General features: G+C 62.3%; 19 protein-coding genes. 7 read left to right on the plus strand and 12 right to left on the minus strand.

Going from position 1 to position 17,192, the window contains the following annotated elements; translation table 11 throughout:
• Positions 1-91: 91 nt before the first annotated feature.
• Together ABIE33_RS06475 and ABIE33_RS06480 are read left to right on the plus strand one after the other, a co-directional pair.
• Positions 92-859, plus strand: a complete 768-nt coding sequence (locus tag ABIE33_RS06475) for an SDR family NAD(P)-dependent oxidoreductase (RefSeq protein WP_429122783.1) — start codon at positions 92-94, stop codon at positions 857-859.
• A 14-nt stretch (positions 860-873) separates the two neighbouring features.
• Entirely contained in the window at positions 874-2,109 is a 1,236-nt protein-coding gene (locus ABIE33_RS06480) for a D-arabinono-1,4-lactone oxidase (protein WP_429122786.1), read from the plus strand.
• 88 nt (positions 2,110-2,197) lie between these two features.
• Here the strand turns inward: ABIE33_RS06480 and grpE are convergent, their stop codons facing one another.
• Entirely contained in the window at positions 2,198-2,914 is a 717-nt protein-coding gene (gene grpE / locus ABIE33_RS06485) for a nucleotide exchange factor GrpE (RefSeq protein WP_429123147.1), read from the minus strand.
• A 60-nt stretch (positions 2,915-2,974) separates the two neighbouring features.
• Complete coding sequence (gene hrcA, locus ABIE33_RS06490) at positions 2,975-4,054, minus strand: heat-inducible transcriptional repressor HrcA (RefSeq protein ID WP_429122789.1); 1,080 nt, start codon at positions 4,052-4,054, stop codon at positions 2,975-2,977.
• A gap of 159 nt (positions 4,055-4,213) precedes the next feature.
• On the opposite strand from hrcA, the gene rph reads away from it, so the two are divergent.
• The 4 genes from rph to hemW all read left to right on the plus strand — a co-directional run bounded on the left by rph (position 4,214) and on the right by hemW (position 7,352).
• Positions 4,214-4,933 carry a ribonuclease PH gene (rph, locus tag ABIE33_RS06495; RefSeq protein ID WP_429122792.1) on the plus strand — a complete coding sequence of 240 codons (720 nt, stop codon included), beginning with the start codon at positions 4,214-4,216 and terminating at the stop codon, positions 4,931-4,933.
• 17 nt (positions 4,934-4,950) lie between these two features.
• Positions 4,951-5,370, plus strand: coding sequence for a VOC family protein (locus tag ABIE33_RS06500; protein ID WP_429122794.1), 420 nt, complete (start codon positions 4,951-4,953; stop codon positions 5,368-5,370).
• 38 nt (positions 5,371-5,408) lie between these two features.
• Complete coding sequence (rdgB, locus tag ABIE33_RS06505) at positions 5,409-6,053, plus strand: RdgB/HAM1 family non-canonical purine NTP pyrophosphatase (protein WP_429122796.1); 645 nt, start codon at positions 5,409-5,411, stop codon at positions 6,051-6,053.
• A gap of 117 nt (positions 6,054-6,170) precedes the next feature.
• A complete protein-coding gene (hemW, locus tag ABIE33_RS06510; RefSeq protein ID WP_429123150.1) occupies positions 6,171-7,352 on the plus strand; it encodes a radical SAM family heme chaperone HemW in 1,182 nt (393 codons plus the stop codon).
• A gap of 53 nt (positions 7,353-7,405) precedes the next feature.
• Here the strand turns inward: hemW and ABIE33_RS06515 are convergent, their stop codons facing one another.
• From ABIE33_RS06515 to ABIE33_RS06550, 8 genes are all read right to left on the minus strand, one after another.
• Entirely contained in the window at positions 7,406-8,020 is a 615-nt protein-coding gene (locus ABIE33_RS06515) for a glutathione S-transferase family protein (RefSeq protein ID WP_429122799.1), read from the minus strand.
• 111 nt (positions 8,021-8,131) lie between these two features.
• Entirely contained in the window at positions 8,132-8,500 is a 369-nt protein-coding gene (locus ABIE33_RS06520) for a DUF1801 domain-containing protein (RefSeq protein WP_429122802.1), read from the minus strand.
• A gap of 14 nt (positions 8,501-8,514) precedes the next feature.
• Positions 8,515-8,940, minus strand: coding sequence for a DoxX family protein (locus ABIE33_RS06525; protein WP_429122805.1), 426 nt, complete (start codon positions 8,938-8,940; stop codon positions 8,515-8,517).
• A gap of 41 nt (positions 8,941-8,981) precedes the next feature.
• Entirely contained in the window at positions 8,982-9,848 is an 867-nt protein-coding gene (locus ABIE33_RS06530; RefSeq protein ID WP_429122807.1) for a nuclear transport factor 2 family protein, read from the minus strand.
• Between the two features lie 63 nt (positions 9,849-9,911).
• Positions 9,912-10,394: an SRPBCC family protein gene (locus ABIE33_RS06535; protein WP_429122809.1), complete on the minus strand. Its 483-nt coding sequence runs from the start codon at positions 10,392-10,394 to the stop codon at positions 9,912-9,914.
• A gap of 76 nt (positions 10,395-10,470) precedes the next feature.
• On the minus strand, positions 10,471-11,745 hold the full coding sequence (locus ABIE33_RS06540; RefSeq protein WP_429122812.1) for an RNA polymerase sigma factor: 1,275 nt from the start codon (positions 11,743-11,745) through the stop codon (positions 10,471-10,473).
• Positions 11,742-12,116: a YciI family protein gene (locus ABIE33_RS06545; RefSeq protein ID WP_429122815.1), complete on the minus strand. Its 375-nt coding sequence runs from the start codon at positions 12,114-12,116 to the stop codon at positions 11,742-11,744. Before ABIE33_RS06545 ends, ABIE33_RS06540 begins: the two co-directional genes overlap by 4 nt.
• Positions 12,117-12,267: 151 nt before the next feature.
• Positions 12,268-13,224, minus strand: coding sequence for a DMT family transporter (locus tag ABIE33_RS06550; RefSeq protein ID WP_429122817.1), 957 nt, complete (start codon positions 13,222-13,224; stop codon positions 12,268-12,270).
• A 143-nt stretch (positions 13,225-13,367) separates the two neighbouring features.
• Between ABIE33_RS06550 and gcvA the strand changes: the two genes are divergently transcribed.
• A complete protein-coding gene (gcvA, locus tag ABIE33_RS06555) occupies positions 13,368-14,252 on the plus strand; it encodes a transcriptional regulator GcvA (protein ID WP_429123153.1) in 885 nt (294 codons plus the stop codon).
• A gap of 57 nt (positions 14,253-14,309) precedes the next feature.
• Here the strand turns inward: gcvA and dnaA are convergent, their stop codons facing one another.
• Together dnaA and rpsT are read right to left on the minus strand one after the other, a co-directional pair.
• Positions 14,310-15,857, minus strand: coding sequence for a chromosomal replication initiator protein DnaA (gene dnaA / locus ABIE33_RS06560; RefSeq protein WP_429122820.1), 1,548 nt, complete (start codon positions 15,855-15,857; stop codon positions 14,310-14,312).
• Between the two features lie 939 nt (positions 15,858-16,796).
• Positions 16,797-17,063, minus strand: coding sequence for a 30S ribosomal protein S20 (gene rpsT, locus ABIE33_RS06565; RefSeq protein ID WP_053248916.1), 267 nt, complete (start codon positions 17,061-17,063; stop codon positions 16,797-16,799).
• Positions 17,064-17,192: the final 129 nt, after the last annotated feature.

Below are 17,192 nucleotides of genomic sequence, written 5' to 3' on the forward strand. Positions count from 1 at the left end.
CAGCCCCCGCTTCGTCAACAATAATTCACCCCATGAGGGAACAAGATCGTCGCGCGTATCTAGGCGTGGCGCTCCAGCGCAGGGGGATGCGATGGCAGGCAGGCTTTCCGGAAAAGTGGCTTTGATCAGCGGTGGCGCCGGCGGCTGCGGGCTTGCCGCATCCGAACTCTTTGCCCGCGAAGGCGCGAAGGTCGGCATCGTCGACCTGCCGCGCAGCAAGGGCGAAGAGGTCGCCGCCGCCATCCGTGCAAACGGCGGCGAGGCGATCTTTGCGCCGGCCGATGTCTCGATTTCTGCGGAGGTAAGTGCTGCCGTCAAGGCGGTCGAGGCAGCCTTCGGCGCGATCACCGTCCTCTTCAACCACGCGGGCATCCTGGCTGTCGGGCCCTTCCTCGAAACGGAAGAGGACGAGTGGGACCGGCTGATGGCGGTCAACGTGCGCAGCATGTTCCTGATGACCAAGGCGGTGCTTCCGGGCATGCTGGCCGCCGGCGGCGGCAGCATCGTCTGCACCTCATCAATCTCTGCCGTCGCGGCGACGCCGATGGAAGTGCTCTACGACACCACCAAAGGGGCGTGCCACATGTTCGCCCGCGCCATCGCCGTCGAATTCCGCGACCGCGGCATCCGCTGCAACGCCGTCTGCCCCGGCTTCATCGCCACCGATCACGGCAAGCGCGAACTGGTCGGCCTCAGCAAATGCGGCGTCGACGTATCGGAAGCGGCGATCGCCGCCCAGCAAGGGCGGATGTGCGACCCGAGAGAGGTGGCGAACGCCGCGCTGTTTCTCGCCAGCGACGAGGCGAGCTTCGTCAACGGCACGCACCTGTTCGTCGACAATTGCTTCACGGCGGTCTGAGAGAGGGGAAAGACATGCTTCAGGCAGGTGGCCACTGGCGCAACTGGGTCGGAAACCAATCATGCATCGTGCGCCAGCGCGGCGCGCCCGAGAGCGAGGCCGCGCTCGCCGAGATGGTCCGCGAGGCGACGTCGCAAGGGCTCAATGTGCGCTGCGCCGGCTCCGGCCATTCCTTCACGCCGGTGGCGCTGACCAGCGGGCTGCATCTGACGCTGTCGAGCATGCAGGGCGTCGTCAACATCGACCAGGCGCGCAAACGTGTCGCAGTGAAGGCCGGCACGACGATCAACCAGCTTGGCAAGGTGCTGAAGTCGAGTGGCCTCTCCCTGATCAACCAGGGCGACATTGACAGCCAGGCGCTGGCAGGGGCGCTGACCACCGGCACGCACGGCACGGGGGCTGCACTTGGCAACATGGCTTCGCAGATCGTCGGCATGCGGCTCGTGGAACCTGACGGCAGTATTCTCGTCGTCGACGAAACGACCCCAGACTTGCTAGAGGCAGCCCGCGTCTCGATCGGCATGCTCGGCGTCATCTCCGAGATCACGCTGCAGGCGATGGACAGCTACAACCTGCACGAAAAGCTCTGGCGCTGCACCTTCGACGAGATGATCGAGCAGCACGACGAATTCGCCGCCAAGCACCGCCACTTCGGCTTCTTCTGGTGCCCGGTTCCCGAAAGCCGGCACTGCTACTGCCTGCCGGATACCGCGTCCGTTTCGACGACGGACCAGACTTCCGATGTCTGCGAAATGAAGGTGATCGACATCACCGACCGGCCGCCGATGGAACAGGGGTTCGAGAAGATCGCCTATTCCTCCGAAATCTATCCGATCGAATATGTGCCGAACTTCCACGAACTCGAATATGCAGTGCCCGTCGCCCACGGCAAGGATGCGGTCAAGGCGGTGCGCAAGCTGATGCTGGAAAAGCATCCAACCTGCATCTACCCGATCGAGTATCGCTTCACGGCCGGCGACACCGGCTGGATCAGCCCCTTCTACGAACAGGATTCGATCACGCTTTCGGTCTCGGGCGAACCGGGCACGGACTATTGGGAGTATCTTCGGGATGTCGACACGATCCTGCGCCAGTACGGCTCGCGGCCGCATTGGGGCAAGCTGCATTTTCTCGGCGCCGAGGACGTGACCGCGCTCTATCCACGGTCCGGCGACTTCCGGGCGTTGCGGGCAAAGGTCGATCCGGAGGGACGCTTCCTCAACGATCACCTGCGGCAGTTGTTCGGCTGAGACCAGCTGCCGCAGGTGGGGCTGCTACAAAACAAAAACGCCGCGCATCCCGGTGGACGCGCGGCGTTTTAATGGATCAGACCGCAACTCAGGCCGCCGGGCTATCGCCTTCCGCAGCGACCGCCTTCGGGCCGCCCTTGGACACGCCGACCATGGCCGGGCGCAGGACGCGGTCGCCGATGGTGTAGCCGGCCTGAACGACCTGCAGCACCGTGTTGTTCGGCACGTCGGCATTCGGGATTTCGAACATGGCCTGGTGGAAGTTCGGGTCGAACTTCTGGCCTTCCGGTTCCAGCTTCTTCACGCCATGACGCTCCAGCGCCGACAGCATGGCGCGCTCGGTCATCTCGACGCCTTCGATCAAGGCAGTGAGACCCGCTTCGCCGGCTTCCTTCGCTTCGGCCGGGATGGCATCGAGCGCACGGCGAAGATTGTCGGAGACGGCCAGCATGTCGCGGGCAAAACCTGCAACCGAATAGGACTTGGCATCCTTGACGTCGCGCTCGGTGCGGCGGCGAAGGTTGTCCATCTCGGCGGCGAGCCTCAGATACTTGTCGCGCAGGTCGTTGTTCTCAGCCCTTGCAAGCTCCAGCGGATCGGGCTCGGCAACCGGCGCCGCTTCCACAGCCTCGGGCGTCGCGTTGTCTGCCTCGTCGGTCGCGGCAGCTTCGTGTCCGTGCTTGTTTGTTTCGTCGGTCATGACGTTCTCCGGTGTATCGTCTGTCTTGTCTTTCGCATCCCGGCGCCCGCGCGCAACGATGGCCGCATGGCGTAAAAATGCCCAGTGACTGGATTTGATGCCGATATCGAGGTTTAGGGCCGAAAAATCAAGGGTTCAATGCAGCCTGTGGCCAAAAGCGCCGGATCAACGCGAAAGCCGCGACATCAACTGCGCGGTGTAATCGACCATCGGCACGATGCGCGAATAGTTGAGCCGCGTCGGACCGATGACACCGACGGCGCCGACGATCCGATCTTCACTGTCGCGATAGGGCGCAACGATCAGTGACGAACCGGACAATGAAAACAACTTGTTCTCCGAACCGATGAAGATCCGGACACCGGGGCCGCTCTCTGCGAGATCGAGCAGCTCGATCAGGCTGTCCTTCTTTTCCAGGTCGTCGAAGAGCATGCGCAGGCGGTCGATATCCTCGGTTCCCTCTAGACCCTCGAGCAGGTTTGCACGGCCGCGAACGATCAGCCGCGCCGGCTTTTCATCGCCCTCATTGCCGGACCAGATCGCCAGCCCGCGCTCGACCAGATCCTGGGACAGGGCATCGAGTTCACCTCGAACGGTCTGCTTGACCGTCTCAAGCTGCGAGCGCACCTCGCCGATCGTCTGGCCGGCGAGATGGGCGTTCAGGAAATTCGCCGCTTCCGTCAGTTGCGAGCTCGTCACGCCGGCGGGAAGCTCGATGATGCGGTTTTCGACCTGATCATGCTCACCGACCAGCACGGCGAGCGCCTTGGCGGGCGCCAGCCGGATGAACTCGACATGCTTGAGCACGGGATCGTTCTTGGCCGTGATGACGAGGCCGGCGCCGCGTGACATGCCCGACAGCATCTGGCTCGCCTCTGCCAGCAGCGTATCGACCGGCTGGGCATGATCGCTGCGCCGCACGTGCCGATCGATCGAGGCACGATCCTCGGGAGAGAGGTTGCCGACCTGCATGAAGGCATCGACGAAGAAGCGCAGGCCCGTCTGCGTCGGCAGGCGGCCGGCACTGATATGTGGCGAATAGATCAGCCCCAGATCTTCGAGGTCGCTCATCACATTGCGCACGGAGGCCGGCGACAACGACATCGGCAGCAACCGCGAGAGGTTGCGCGAACCAAGGGGCTCGCCGCTATCCAGATAGGTTTCGACGATGCGACGGAAAATCTCACCGGAACGCTCGTCAAGCGCCGCCGCGATATCGGTCACTCCGGGATTGCGCAGTACCATGTCGCTCCAAGTTCGCAGGCCAATCCTGCCGCCGGAAATATAGTGATCCCGGCGCACGATAGCAAAAGGGAAAAATCGCCCTGATCCCCGGCTATCCACCGGTTCCCTTTGGCTGCGCCATGCTCTAGAAGGCTCACCAGATACGATAGGAGTTTGATGATGCGGCCATCCGGCAGAAAAATCGACCAAATGCGCAAGGTTTCGTTCGAGCGCAATTTCTCCAAGCACGCAGAGGGCTCCTGTCTGGTGCGGTTCGGCGATACGCACGTGCTGTGCACCGCCAGCCTTGAGGAAAAGGTTCCGGCCTGGCTGCGCAACGGCGGCAAGGGTTGGGTGACGGCCGAGTATGGCATGCTGCCGCGCGCCACCGGCGAGCGCATGCGCCGCGAAGCCTCGAGCGGCAAGCAGAGCGGCCGCACGCAGGAGATCCAGCGCCTGATAGGCCGGTCGCTGCGCGCCGTCGTCGACCTGCCCGCACTCGGCGAACGCCAGATCTCAATCGACTGCGACGTCATCCAGGCTGATGGCGGCACGCGCACAGCCTCGATCACCGGCGCCTGGGTGGCGCTGCACGACTGCCTGAAATGGATGGAAGCCCGCAACATGGTGAAGGTCGAGAAGGTCCTGAAGGACCATGTCGCCGCCATTTCCTGTGGTATCTTCGCCAACCAGTCGATCATCGACCTCGACTATCTCGAGGATTCCGCCGCCGAGACCGATGCGAATTTCGTCATGACCGGAACCGGCGGCATCGTCGAGATCCAGGGCACGGCCGAAGGCAAGCCCTTCAGCGAAGAGGAATTCGCAAGCCTGCTCGGACTTGCAAAAACCGGCATTGCCGAGCTCGTCGGGCTGCAGAAGCAGGCGATCGCCGGCTGACGAGAAGGACGGAAACGATGGCCCCGGCGCTGGAAGGCATTCTCGAGACTGCACTTTACGTGGACGATCTCGACGCAGCCGAGGCCTTCTACGGAGGCGTTCTCGGCCTTGAACGGATCGGACGTGTCGGTAACCGGCACGTCTTCTTTCGGTGCGGCCAGAGCGTTCTGTTGATCTTCAATCCGGCCGAGACGATCAAACCGTCACCGCCGGACGCACGGTACCCGGTGCCGCCACACGGCACGGATAGCGGCGGCCATATGTGTTTCCGCCTTGCGAGCGACACGCTCGATGCCTGGAAGGCCAAGCTCGAGGCCGCCGGCATCGCGATCGAAGCGGAAATACGCTGGACGAACGGTGTCCGCTCCTTCTATTTCCGCGACCCGGCCGGAAACAGCCTGGAATGTGCTGAAGCCGCCCTCTGGGACCTTGAATAACCAACACCGGCGGTCCGCCGCTCACTAGACGAGACACCATGCGCAAACTGGACAACAAGACGCTCATCGTCGCCAGCCACAATGCCGGCAAGATCCGCGAGATCCGCGACCTGATCGGCCCGCTCGGCTTCGAGGCGAAGTCGGCAGCCGACCTCAACTTCGTCGAGCCGGATGAAACCGGCACCACCTTCGAAGAGAACGCGACGATCAAGGCGCTTGCCTCGGCCAGGGCCTCGGGCCTGCCGGCGCTCTCTGACGATTCCGGCCTGGCGATCGACGCGCTTGACGGTGCGCCTGGCGTCTACACCGCCAACTGGGCCGAGCGCGAAGACGGCAGCCGCGATTTCGCCATGGCGATGCAGAAGGTCGAGGACGCGCTCAAGGACAAGGGCGCAAGCGCGCCTGAAAAGCGCACCGCCCGTTTCGTCTCCGTGCTCTGCCTCGCTTGGCCGGACGGCCATGTCGAGCTTTTCCGCGGCGAGGTCGAGGGTCATGTCGTGTGGCCGCCGCGCGGCGACCAAGGTTTTGGTTATGATCCGGTCTTTCAGCCGAAGGGTTACGACACCACATTCGGCGAAATGAGTGCAGACGAGAAACACGGGTGGAAGCCGGGCGACGACCAAGCCCTGTCGCACCGTGCCCGCGCCTTCAAGATCTTCGCGGAAACCTGCCTTGGAGCGTGACGCGGAAATGTGCATGCGCTTTTCCGCACCGTCCCCGCTCCAATTTGTTAGAACCGGTCATGACCTTGGATCGATCGGCCCAACGTCATCAAGATCGACCGCATGAGAGACGCAACAATGCAGACGGCCACGCTATCGGCGATCGGTGACGGCATGGATCCCGGTTTCGGGATCTATGTGCACTGGCCGTTCTGCGCGGCCAAATGCCCCTACTGCGACTTCAACAGCCATGTGCGCCACCAGCCGGTCGACCAGCCGCGCTTCGTCGCCGCCTTCCTCAAGGAAATGGCAGACGCGCGCGAGCTTTCCGGCCCGCGCACGGTCACCAGCATCTTCATGGGCGGCGGCACGCCGTCGCTGATGGATCCGGCAACCGTCGACGCGATCCTCTCGGGCATCGCCCGCGAATGGCATGTGCCCGATGGCATCGAGATCACCATGGAGGCCAACCCTTCGAGCGTCGAGGCGACGCGTTTCCACGGCTACCGCGCCGCCGGCGTCAACCGCGTCTCGCTCGGCGTGCAGGCGCTGAACGATCGCGACCTCAAATTTCTCGGCCGACTGCACAATGTCGAGGACGCGCTGAAGGCGATCCGGCTGGCGCGCGACATCTTTCCGCGCATGTCCTTCGATCTGATCTATGCCCGGCCGAACCAGACCGTCGAGGAATGGGAGCGCGAGCTCAAGGAGGCCGTCTCCTATGCCGTCGACCACCTGTCGCTCTACCAGCTGACGATCGAGGAAGGTACGCCCTTCTTCGGCCTGCACAAGGCTGGCAAGCTGATCGTTCCGGACGGTGAACAATCGGCAGTCCTCTACGAGGCGACCCAGGACATCACGGCGTCGATCGGCATGCCCGCCTACGAGGTTTCCAATCATGCCCGCCCAGGTGCCGAAAGCCGGCACAACCTCACCTACTGGCGCTATGGTGACTATGCCGGCATCGGCCCGGGTGCCCATGGCCGCCTCAGCGTCGGCGGCGCCAAGGTGGCAACGGCCACCGAACGCAAGCCGGAGGAATGGCTGCGGCTGGTAGAAACCTACGGCCACGGCATGGTCGAGCGCGAAGTGCTCGATCTGGAGGCCCAGTCGGACGAATTGCTGCTGATGGGCCTGCGGCTGAAGGAAGGCGTCGATCTCGCCCGCTGGCAGACGCTCTCCGGCCGCGATCCCGATCCAGACCGCGAACAGTTCCTGATCGACCACGGCTTTATCGAGCGGCTCGGCAACTCGCGCCTGCGCTGCACGCCCGCCGGCATGCTGATCCTCGACGCCGTCGTCGCCGACCTCGCCTGCTAGAGCCTTTGCAGGCGGGCGGATGCCCCAGCTTGCATCGGCCCAACGGGCCACCATTAATCGCCCGTCTCGCCGGAAAGCGGCGTCGCCCGCATCGACGGGCGCTCCTCGAAGGCATCGAACCAGTCGGTGAGCTTCCTGCGACCACGGAACGACGGCAGGTGGCGGAAGGCCATCCAGGACAAAGTGGTGGCGAGAGCGATGTGGCCGATATCGAGCGGCGCGTCGGCATCGAGCGTCTGCTCCACCCAGTCATAGGTCTGCTCGACCTTTTCAGTGTAGCCGTCGGCCAAGGCCGGATAGCGCAGACCTTCCGGGCGGCGCTCCGTTTCCCAGCGCAGCCCGATCCCCGCCTGCGCCAATCCTTGCGCGACCGCCTGCAATCTCAAGGCGCACCAGCGTGCCTCGCCGCTTTCGGGGATCAGCCTGCGGCCGCCATGCAACGTATCGAAATAGGCGCAGATGACGTCGGAATCGAAGATCGCCTCACCGTCGGGGCGCAAGAGCACCGGCACCTTGCCGAGCGGATTTTCAGCATGAACCTGGTCATTGCGAAGCGTCGGGCTGGTCTCGTGGTGGATCACCTGCAATCGCTCGGCGATGCCGACCTCGTGGGCGAAGACGAGCGCCTTGCGGGCGAAGGGGGAATGGGTCTGATAGTAGAGGATCATCGTGCCTCGCAGTTGTTGGAAGGAAATTATCCGGTCCCGCGAAGATGTATTGCATCGGCAAAGAGAAAGGCGCTCTGTTTCAGAGCGCCCTTTGCAAGTTTGTTTCGTCGTTCAAGATTTGAACGGGTCGCCCTTTTCGACATTGAGGGCGATGCCCCTGGCCACCAGCCGCGCCACTTGAGCCTGCTCGACCTCGCCCAACGCCTTCACCTTGATATAGGCCATGTCGCCCTTACCGCCGCCCTTGGCCAGACGCGGGTCGAGATCGAGCATGTCGGCGCCGCGCCAGAAGCCGAGGGTCACGTGGTCCTTGGCAGCCTTGATCAGGCAGACCGGTCCGCCGGCCTCGTAGATCGGATGGCCCCATTTCACGCTGTCCTTGGTGCCGCCGGCGGCGAGGATGGCACCGTGCAACTCTTTCGCCACGTCAGCCGGAGCACCGGAAAGACCTGCAATGTAGTCGCTGACCGTTTTGCTCATCGCGAAAATTCTCCTTAAGCTTGCGTCTCGTTCTTGAACGGAATCAGGTCGTGCACCCGACGGTCTCTCAGCCACAGACCGGCCCAGGCGATGACGCCGAGATAGAAGCCGAACAGCAAATGGGTGAAGATCGGGCTATCCGCACGCAGATGGGTCGCCATGGCGCCGCCGAGATAACCGGTGAGCAGAATGGCGCCGAGAACCGACGTTCTCGGGATCGCGTAGAGCACGGCGCACAGAAGCGTGAGCACGCCGAGCGTGCGCGCAAGGCCCACGTCGGCAGGATAGCCGAGTACCGCCAAAGTCTCGGTCACCACGTCCAATGGCACGAGCTTGATCGCTCCGTCGAAGGCCAGGAACGCAACAACCAGACCGCTCAACACGCGGCCGAGCATCACCATTTTTCCAGCCGGAGCCGGCATAACAAGAGCAGTATTCATTCGGGGAGGTCTCCTCGTTTCCCGTTATCACAAATCGTTTGTCAGTCTGTCTTCTTCGCCGGCCCGACGATGCCCCAGCGGATGCCGAAGGGATCACGCAGCTGGCCATAGAGATCGCCCCAGAAGGCGACCGCAAGCGGCATCGTCACCTCGGCGCCGGCGGCAACCGCGCGGTCCCACCAGAATTGCGCGTCCTCGACCACCAGATGCAGGACCACGCCTTGGGGTGCGGCATAGGGCATGCCGTGTTCCGGGAAGGGATCGTTGAGCATCAATGCGCCGCCATTGATCGTCAGATGGCAATGCATCAGCCGCTTGCCGTCTTCGGCCAGCATGCGTCCGCCATCGGTTGCGGCAAAGGCACTGACGTAGAAATCGGCCGTCGCGGCCGCATCCTCGACGCAGAGATAGGCAATCGGGCCCGGCATCGGCGGTGGCGCCGCCGCTTGCGAGTCGATCGTCGATTTCGGGTTGAGATCGACGGCGGCCTTGAGGCTGCCGTCCATATAGAACGGCACCGACTCGTGCTGGTGTGCGATCTTCCAGCCAGCGGCCGTGCGTTTCAGTCCAAGGGTCTGGCGGAACCAGACCGATATTTTCCCGGCATCGATCTTCTCGCCGGAAAGCTCTGTCAGCATGCTGACGAAAGCGACATCGCCGCCGACCGAGACATCGAGGTCCTCGAAGCGATAGCCAAGCGGTCCACGCCAGGTGGAAAACCACTGTTCGAGCCCGCCCTCGCCGGCATCGGAAGTCTTCAGCGGCGGCGCCAACGAAAAGAGGACACAATCCGGCGTGCCATGGCCGATGACGCGCTTTGCGTCCTTCACCCGCAAGGCATCCGCCCAGTCATCAATCACCGCACGGATTTCGGCGACGGCTGCAGTCTTGTTGTCGATCACAGACATGGTGGGTCTCCTTTCGCTATGGTGGCAGGCGCGAGGGCGACGGCCGTCGAGCCCTGGGCTTGATCAGAGTTGTTTGGCTGCCCCTTCGAGCTGGGTGGCGCATTGGCCCCAGCCTTCGTGAAAGCCCATCTTTTCGTGGGCTTCGCGATCCTCGACAGACCAATGGCGAACGCGTGCCGTGTAGCGGGTCTTGGCCCCGACATCCTCGAAGGTGATGGTCACGACCATGAACGGCTTGTCGGACGGCGACCATGCATCGGTGAAGGCGTCTGTGAAGACCAGCTTCTCGTTCGGCACCACTTCGAGATAGACACCGAGATTGGGATAATCCTCGCCCTCGGGTGAGCGCATGACGATGCGGCTGGCCCCGCCGGCGCGAACGTCGAGCTTTGCCTCCGGGGTCGTCCAGGGCGAGGGCGCGAACCACTTCTTCAGCAGCTCGGCATCGGTCCAGCAGCGATAGACGAGTTCTCGCGGCGCATCGATCAGGCGGGTGATGACCAGTTCGCGGTCATCGGCGGCTTTGATTTCGGTGACAACGGTCATAGCTTGCTTCTCCATCAGCGGGTTCAGTCCAAGGACGAAGTTGCAGCCACGGTTCCGACAACCGCCGACAGGATTTTTATCTTTTTTCTTCTACCAGGTCTTTTTCGCCCGCATCCCTGCTCAAATGGTCGAGCTGCATGCGGATGTGGGAGGCCTCGGCGGCATTGGTGGCCAGCGCGATCGCACGGTCAAAGGCGACGCGCGCCTCACGGACCCGGCCTGCCTGCTTCAACAGCGCCCCGTTCAACCCATGGAAGTAGAAGTAACCGGCGAGCTTTTCGGCAAGCGGCTCGATCAACGCGAGCGCCGCTTCCGGTCCGTCCCGCTTCGAGACTGCAACGGCGCGGTTGAGCGTGATCACCGGCGACGGCTGCAGTCGCTCCAGCGCTTGGTAGAGCAGGTCGATTTCTTCCCAGTCCGTCTCGTCTGGACGGGTTGCACGTGCATGCAGCGCGGCGATCGCCGCCTGGATCTGGTAGGGGCCTGGCTGGCGATGGCGCACCGCCTTGTCGATCATGGCCAGCGCCTCGATGATCAGCGGCTTTTTCCAGAGACTGCGATCCTGATCGTCGAGCAGGATGATGCCGCCATCGACATCGAAACGCGCTCGCGAGCGCGAGTGCTGCAGCAGAAGCAGCGCCGTTAGCCCCATCATTTCAGGCTCGGAGGGAAACAGCCGCAGGAGCAGCCGCGCGAGCCGGATCGCTTCTTCGCAGAGGTCGGCCGAGACGCTGTCCGGCCCGTTCATCGCCGAATAGCCCTCGTTGAAAACCAGGTAGATCATCGTTGCAACGGCCGCCAGCCGCTCCGACCGATCGGCCGCGTCAGGCGTTTCGAAGGCGATGCCGGCGGCAGCGACGCGGGCCTTAGCCCGGGTGATGCGCTGCTCCATCGCCGCCTCGCCGACGAGAAAGGCACGGGCAATCTGCTTGACCGAAAGGCCGGAGACGATCCGCAGCGCCAGCGCGATCTGCTGCGTTGCCGGAAGGACCGGATTGCTGCAGACAAACAGCAGCTTGAGGATATCGTCACGGTAGTGGGAACCATCCAGCCGTTCGGCAAGATCGCTCTCCTGATCCTCGAGATCGGAGAGCAATTCTTCCGGCGGCAGTGCGGTCTCGCGGGACTGGCGGCGCACCTTGTCGATGCCGCTGTTGCGGCCGACGAAGATCAGCCATGCGGCGGCATCACGCGGTGGGCCGCTCTTCGGCCAGGTCTTCAATGCCCGGATACAGGCCTCCTGGAATGCTTCCTCGGCCGTATCGAGATTGCGGAAATAGCGCAGAAGCGCGCCCATTGCCTGCGGCCGAGCAGAAACAAGTGCGAGGTCGATCCAGGTCGTGTCTGTCATGAAGGAAACTCACTTGGCTTGTAGATGGCAAGGGGACGAATTTCATAGGAACCATCAGCAGGATTGGCTGCACTGAGTTCGCGGGCGAAATCGAGCGCTTCGTCCAGCGAAGCGCAATCGACGACATAGAAGCCGAGCAGTTGTTCCTTCGTTTCGGCAAACGGGCCGTCGATCACGACGGTCTCGCCAACGGTGTGGCGGAGCGTCGTTGCCGCCGTGGTCGGCAGCAGCCGCGCCACCGGTCCCAGCTTGCCGGCATCGCCATATTTGCGCTGGACGGCGGCAAGGTCGCGCATGACCTTATCGTCCTCCTCCTTCGTCCAGTTGGCGGTGACGTCTTCCTGGTTGTAGCAAAATACGGCGTAAAGCATTGGAACTCTCCTGCTCCTGTCACAAGGACGATCTGAAGAAGAGATAGTCGACAAGACAGACAAAAAAAATACCCGCAACCGCGGGTTCAAATACGAAGACTACGGCAGGCGCTTGCGCACCGCCGCGGCCATTCAGAAGGACTGACCGCCTTCAGATATTCTCACCGCACGCAAGATCAGGATCGACCGGTGTCTTGCGCCGGAAACGCCGAAGCAGGCGGCCATCGATGGCGGCAAGGCCGGCGGCAATCAGCGCCATGCCGAAGAAGTGCTTCGGCTCGAGGCTCTCGCCGAGAAACAAGGCCCCGAGCAGAATGGCGCTGACCGGGATCAGAAACGTCACCAGCATCAGATTGGTGACACCCGCCGTTTCCAAGATGCGGAAGAACAGCACATAGGCAAGCGCAGTCGAGATCAAGGCGATACCGATGATCGCTCCCCAAACCTCGATGCCCGGCACGGTCAAAGCCCAGGGGCGATCGACGAGAAGCGCGATCGGCACCAGCATGATGCTCGATGCACTGACCTGCCCTGTGGCGGTGGCGATGGGCGCAACGCCCATCCGCTTGAAACGACGGGCAAAAACGCCGGCAAAGGCATAGGAAAGTGCGGCTCCCAGCACGGCGAACTGCGCCAGCACATTCGACCCGAGACCGCCGAGCGCCGCAGGGCCGATCATCACCGCCACACCGAGAAAACCGATCAACACGCCGGAGAGCTTGTTGGTGGTCAGCTTCTCGTCATCGGTCAGCAGATGGGCGACGATGACGCCGAAGAGTGGTGTCGTCGCATTGAGGATGGACGCAAGGCCGCTGGCGATATGGGTCTGGCCCCAGACGATCAGCGAAAACGGGATCAGGTTGTTGAGCAGGCCCATGCCGAAGAAAGCAAGCCAGATGCGCGGGTCGCGAGGCATCGAGCGCCCGGTGAAGCGCAGGAAGATCAAAAGTGCAGCCGCCGCCAGGCTGACCCGCAGGGCAACGATGGTGAAAGGCGGCAGCGCCTTGACCGCAACGCCGACGAAGAAAAACGAGCCGCCCCATAACAGGGACAGAGCGATCAGCATGGCCCATTCACCAGGCCCCATCACCTTGATTGTTTCCGGCATCTCCATACCCTCCGAACGATTTAGTTGCTCGCTTCCATCCAAAATGAATGTCCAGGATGACCTCGATTTACATAAATATTGTCAGCATGTTAGTATTTGTACAAACGAACATTTCTCTTCCGATGATTGAGTATGGCTAAATCATTATGACGTCTCTTCCCTCCCTTGCAGCACTCCGGGCATTCGAAGCCACGGCCCGGCATTTAAGCGTGACGCTCGCGGCGCGCGAGCTCAGCGTCACACCCGGCGCGGTCAGCCTGCAGGTGCGCGAACTGGAACAGACGCTGGGCGTTACGCTGTTTGAGCGACGGCCGCGACAGATGGTTCTGACCGAAGACGGCAGCACCTATTTTTCTACACTGCGGCGCGCCTTCCGGATGATGCGGGAGGCGACCGAGGAACTGACGGCGCGAAATCGCGTGCCGGTGCTGACGGTGAGCTGCACGCCAACCTTTGCTGCGCAGTGGCTGGTGCCGCGGATCAGCGATTTCGAGCAACGTCTCAACGGCATCGACATCCGCATCAGCGCCTCGAACCGGCTAACCGACTTCGTGTCCGATGGCGTCGACATCGCCGTCCGCCACGGCTTCGGCCGCTATGAGGGCTTGGCGAGCGAGCGGCTGATCGATGACGAGCTGGTGCCGGTCGTCAATGCAGCGCTCGCCCGCAAGCATCCGCTTTCCACACCGGCCGATCTTTCGGGCCACGTGCTTCTACATGATGTCCAGAGGCTGGATTGGCAGCTGTGGCTGGAGGCCGTCGGCGCCGAAGGCATCGAGACCACACGCGGTCCGGTGTTCATCAACAGCAATGGCGCCATCGAGGCGGCGAAAGCGGGCGATGGCGTCGCTCTCGTTCGTCTGTCGCTGGTCTCGCGCGAGCTGGCCGAGGGCGTGCTGATCGCGCCGTTTCCGACCGGCATCGCCACCGATCTCGCCTATCACCTGGTCTATCCGCCATCCGCCCTAGATCGACCGGCCGTTACCGCATTCCGTGCCTGGATCGTCGAGCAGGCACGCAGCGTCTGAAACGAAAAAAGCCCGGTTTCCCGGGCCTTTCGCGTGATCAGAAAGCAAGTCTGGCGCCTATTCGTTGATCAGGCGCTTCAGAAGCTCGATCTCGTGGCTGAGCTTGGTATCGCCGGAGATCAACTCCTCGATCTTGCGCACGGCATGCAGCACGGTCGTGTGGTCGCGGCCACCGAAGCGACGACCGATTTCCGGGAAGGACCGCGGCGTCAGCGTCTTCGACAGATACATCGCGATCTGGCGCGGCTTGACGATGACGCGGGTGCGGCGGTTCGAAACCAGCTCCTGGCGCGAAACGTTGTAATGCTTGGCAACAACGCGCTGGATGTCCTCAATGCGGACACGGCGCGGTTCACCGGCATTGACGAGATGGCCGAGCAGTTCGTCGACCCGTTCGATCGACAGCTGTGGCTCGAACGAGCGACGGAAGAGCAACTGGTTGAAGGCGCCTTCGAGCTCGCGGCCGCTGGCCGTGATATTGCGCGCAACGTGGCTCAGGATATCGCCGGGAATATCCAGCGAGGTATCGTCCTGACGGGCGGAGTCGAGGCGGCGCTTCAGCATTTCGAGGCGCATGTCGTAATCCGGGCCGTCCATTTCGATGGCGACACCGCCCTGAAGACGCGAGCGAACGCGGCTATCGAGCGATTCCAGTTCCCAAGGGGCGCGGTCGGCGGCAACGACGACCTGCTTGGCCGAGTCGAGCAGCATGTTCAGCAGGTGGCAGAACTCGTGCTGGATCGACTTGCCCTGCAGGAACTGCATGTCGTCGATAACCAGGAGATCGATGTTGCGCAGCGATTCCTTCAGCGACAGTGCGTCGTTGTCGCGGATCGCGGTGGCAAAGCGCCACATGAAGTATTCGGCCGTCAGATAGACGACGCGTGGCGCGCGGGCGCTCTGCAGCGCCTGAATGGCGATCGCCTGCAGAAGGTGGGTCTTGCCGAGACCGACGCTTGAATGAATGAAAAGCGGGTTGAAGCGCACGGCACCGGCGCCGGCTTCCGCAATCGTGCGGGCGGCGGCAAGGGCAACGCGGTTGGAAGAGCCTTCGACGAAGCTGTCGAAGGTGTAGCGCTGGTCGAGCGGCGAGCCGAAAAGCGGTGCCTGGGTCGGCCGCTGAACGCTGGCGACCGCAGAAGCTGCGACCGAGGCCACGGACTGAGCCGTTGCCGGACGCCGTGCAGGCGTTGCCGGAGCCGTTTCCGTTGTCTGCGGCAGCGTCTCTTCCGGTGAAGCCGGACGGGCGCCACGGGTGGCGGTCCGCACCAGGATCTCCACCTTCAGGATTTCGCCGTCCTCCTGCTGGAAGATCTGGGTAATGAGATCGAGATAGCGGTTGTTGATCCAGGACTTCAGGAATGTCGTGGGCACCGAGAGACGCACGACGCTCTTGGAAACCGAATGGAGCTTCAGACGCCCAAACCAGCTGGCGAAGACATCGGGACCGACCTGGGCTTTCAAACGCGCACTCACCCGCTCGAACAGTGCGTCATGCCTCATGTCGTGCTTATCCCCCGCCGCCTGAGATAGATTGCTTCCGGCCTGAAACGCACCGCCGTCCTTTTGAAACGCGCCCGCCGCCGTCGCCAAATTCATCCGCATTTTGCCGCCTTCCGATTATGTTCAGACGCCGTCATCTCTGCCGGCCCCATCTCGTATGTCCGGCAGCCACAGCTTCCTCATGGAGGTCATGCCGCTTTGCCGAACGTCACAGTCGCAGTCCAACCGGGCTCCTCATCTCCCGACCGGCTGCGCGCTACGCGCATCTGCCAGACCTCATCGGCCGGCTGATGTCCCCTCGCGCCTCTAAGTCAACAAATCCCCCGGTCCGCCCTGGACCGTGCCGGATCCTCCTCCTCGTCAACAACTGTCTCGCACCCTCGTACGAAGCGGACAGCCGAGCGCTGGATTCTACCTCGCGTCAGGCACCGCTTGCACCTGACTTTGAGAAGCGGCGTCGCCGGCAACCAGAAGTCGAAAGGTCCTCGTCCGGAATGGTTGACCCATCCGGTTTTTCGTTCTCGACTTGTCTGATTGAACGACGTGTAGCCGCCCTGATACAGGAAACAGAAAGCTTGAAACCATCCCCGTTGAGATGGCCTCCGCACTTCCCTTTACAGATATGGTCTGTGTCCCCTGTGGAGGGCATTTAGGCAGGATCGATGGGCAAGATCAATCGCGATTTTTACGCAAGCTTAAGCGCTGCCCGTTGACTCTCATGCTGCCTTTTGCTTGCCGCAATCCGAGTCCGGGAAGAATCGCTTTTGAATCAAGGGTTTTGATTTTCGGCTCTTTGATTAGCTGGCGAAAAAGAAAAAAAATAAAAATTCGCTTGACTCATCACAGGCCCGGAAGACCCCCAGCCGGAGATGCCCTTTTGCCAATGACCTCTCGTAAGCCGCTGAAATAACTAGAGAAATTCTGTCATCGCATTGACACGAGAAAGGTCGTGCAGGTTAACCATCGCTGTGACAGATGTATGAATCGGAAAAGCCCGGCGCAAGGGCCGGGCTCTCAATTAACAGATTTTTATTAGCCGGATTAGGCCGAAAGCGCCTTCACGCGCTGTGCAAGGCGCGAAACCTTACGCGAAGCGGTGTTGGAATGCAGCACGCCCTTGGTGGCAGCGCGCATCAGCTCAGGCTGAGCGGCCTTCAGAGCCGCGGCTGCGACTGCCTGATCGCCGGTTGCGATCGCTTCTTCGACCTTGCGGACGAAGTTACGGACGCGCGAACGACGGGCTTTGTTCACTGCAGTGCGGCGTGCGATCTTGCGGGTCGCCTTTTTCGCCGAAGTTGTATTGGCCATTGATGCCTCTCTTCGAAAACTGACATGAACTCCGCCCTCGCCGTGCCGGGTCACTGCGACCTGTCATCAAAGCAATTCGGGAGCATTATCGGAAAGCCCAGATTTGGCGTTCCAAACTGAGGGCGGCAT

This window comes from Ensifer sp. 4252 (assembly GCF_050434565.1).
GTDB lineage: Bacteria > Pseudomonadota > Alphaproteobacteria > Rhizobiales > Rhizobiaceae > Ensifer.

What these genes read in the sequence shown, in the direction of transcription:
- ABIE33_RS06545 (WP_429122815.1), bottom strand. Translation starts at nt 12,116, where the DNA reads ATGCTTTACGCCGTATTTTGCTACAACCAGGAAGACGTCACCGCCAAC.
- ABIE33_RS06535 (WP_429122809.1), bottom strand. Translation starts at nt 10,394, where the DNA reads ATGACCGTTGTCACCGAAATCAAAGCCGCCGATGACCGCGAACTGGTC.
- ABIE33_RS06475 (WP_429122783.1), top strand. Translation starts at nt 92, where the DNA reads ATGGCAGGCAGGCTTTCCGGAAAAGTGGCTTTGATCAGCGGTGGCGCC.
- ABIE33_RS06500 (WP_429122794.1), top strand. Translation starts at nt 4,951, where the DNA reads ATGGCCCCGGCGCTGGAAGGCATTCTCGAGACTGCACTTTACGTGGAC.
- ABIE33_RS06530 (WP_429122807.1), bottom strand. Translation starts at nt 9,848, where the DNA reads ATGTCTGTGATCGACAACAAGACTGCAGCCGTCGCCGAAATCCGTGCG.
- rdgB (WP_429122796.1), top strand. Translation starts at nt 5,409, where the DNA reads ATGCGCAAACTGGACAACAAGACGCTCATCGTCGCCAGCCACAATGCC.
- ABIE33_RS06540 (WP_429122812.1), bottom strand. Translation starts at nt 11,745, where the DNA reads ATGACAGACACGACCTGGATCGACCTCGCACTTGTTTCTGCTCGGCCG.
- ABIE33_RS06550 (WP_429122817.1), bottom strand. Translation starts at nt 13,224, where the DNA reads ATGCCGGAAACAATCAAGGTGATGGGGCCTGGTGAATGGGCCATGCTG.
- ABIE33_RS06520 (WP_429122802.1), bottom strand. Translation starts at nt 8,500, where the DNA reads ATGAGCAAAACGGTCAGCGACTACATTGCAGGTCTTTCCGGTGCTCCG.
- hrcA (WP_429122789.1), bottom strand. Translation starts at nt 4,054, where the DNA reads ATGGTACTGCGCAATCCCGGAGTGACCGATATCGCGGCGGCGCTTGAC.
- ABIE33_RS06515 (WP_429122799.1), bottom strand. Translation starts at nt 8,020, where the DNA reads ATGATCCTCTACTATCAGACCCATTCCCCCTTCGCCCGCAAGGCGCTC.
- rpsT (WP_053248916.1), bottom strand. Translation starts at nt 17,063, where the DNA reads ATGGCCAATACAACTTCGGCGAAAAAGGCGACCCGCAAGATCGCACGC.
- dnaA (WP_429122820.1), bottom strand. Translation starts at nt 15,857, where the DNA reads ATGCGGATGAATTTGGCGACGGCGGCGGGCGCGTTTCAAAAGGACGGC.
- hemW (WP_429123150.1), top strand. Translation starts at nt 6,171, where the DNA reads ATGCAGACGGCCACGCTATCGGCGATCGGTGACGGCATGGATCCCGGT.
- rph (WP_429122792.1), top strand. Translation starts at nt 4,214, where the DNA reads ATGCGGCCATCCGGCAGAAAAATCGACCAAATGCGCAAGGTTTCGTTC.
- ABIE33_RS06480 (WP_429122786.1), top strand. Translation starts at nt 874, where the DNA reads ATGCTTCAGGCAGGTGGCCACTGGCGCAACTGGGTCGGAAACCAATCA.
- ABIE33_RS06525 (WP_429122805.1), bottom strand. Translation starts at nt 8,940, where the DNA reads ATGAATACTGCTCTTGTTATGCCGGCTCCGGCTGGAAAAATGGTGATG.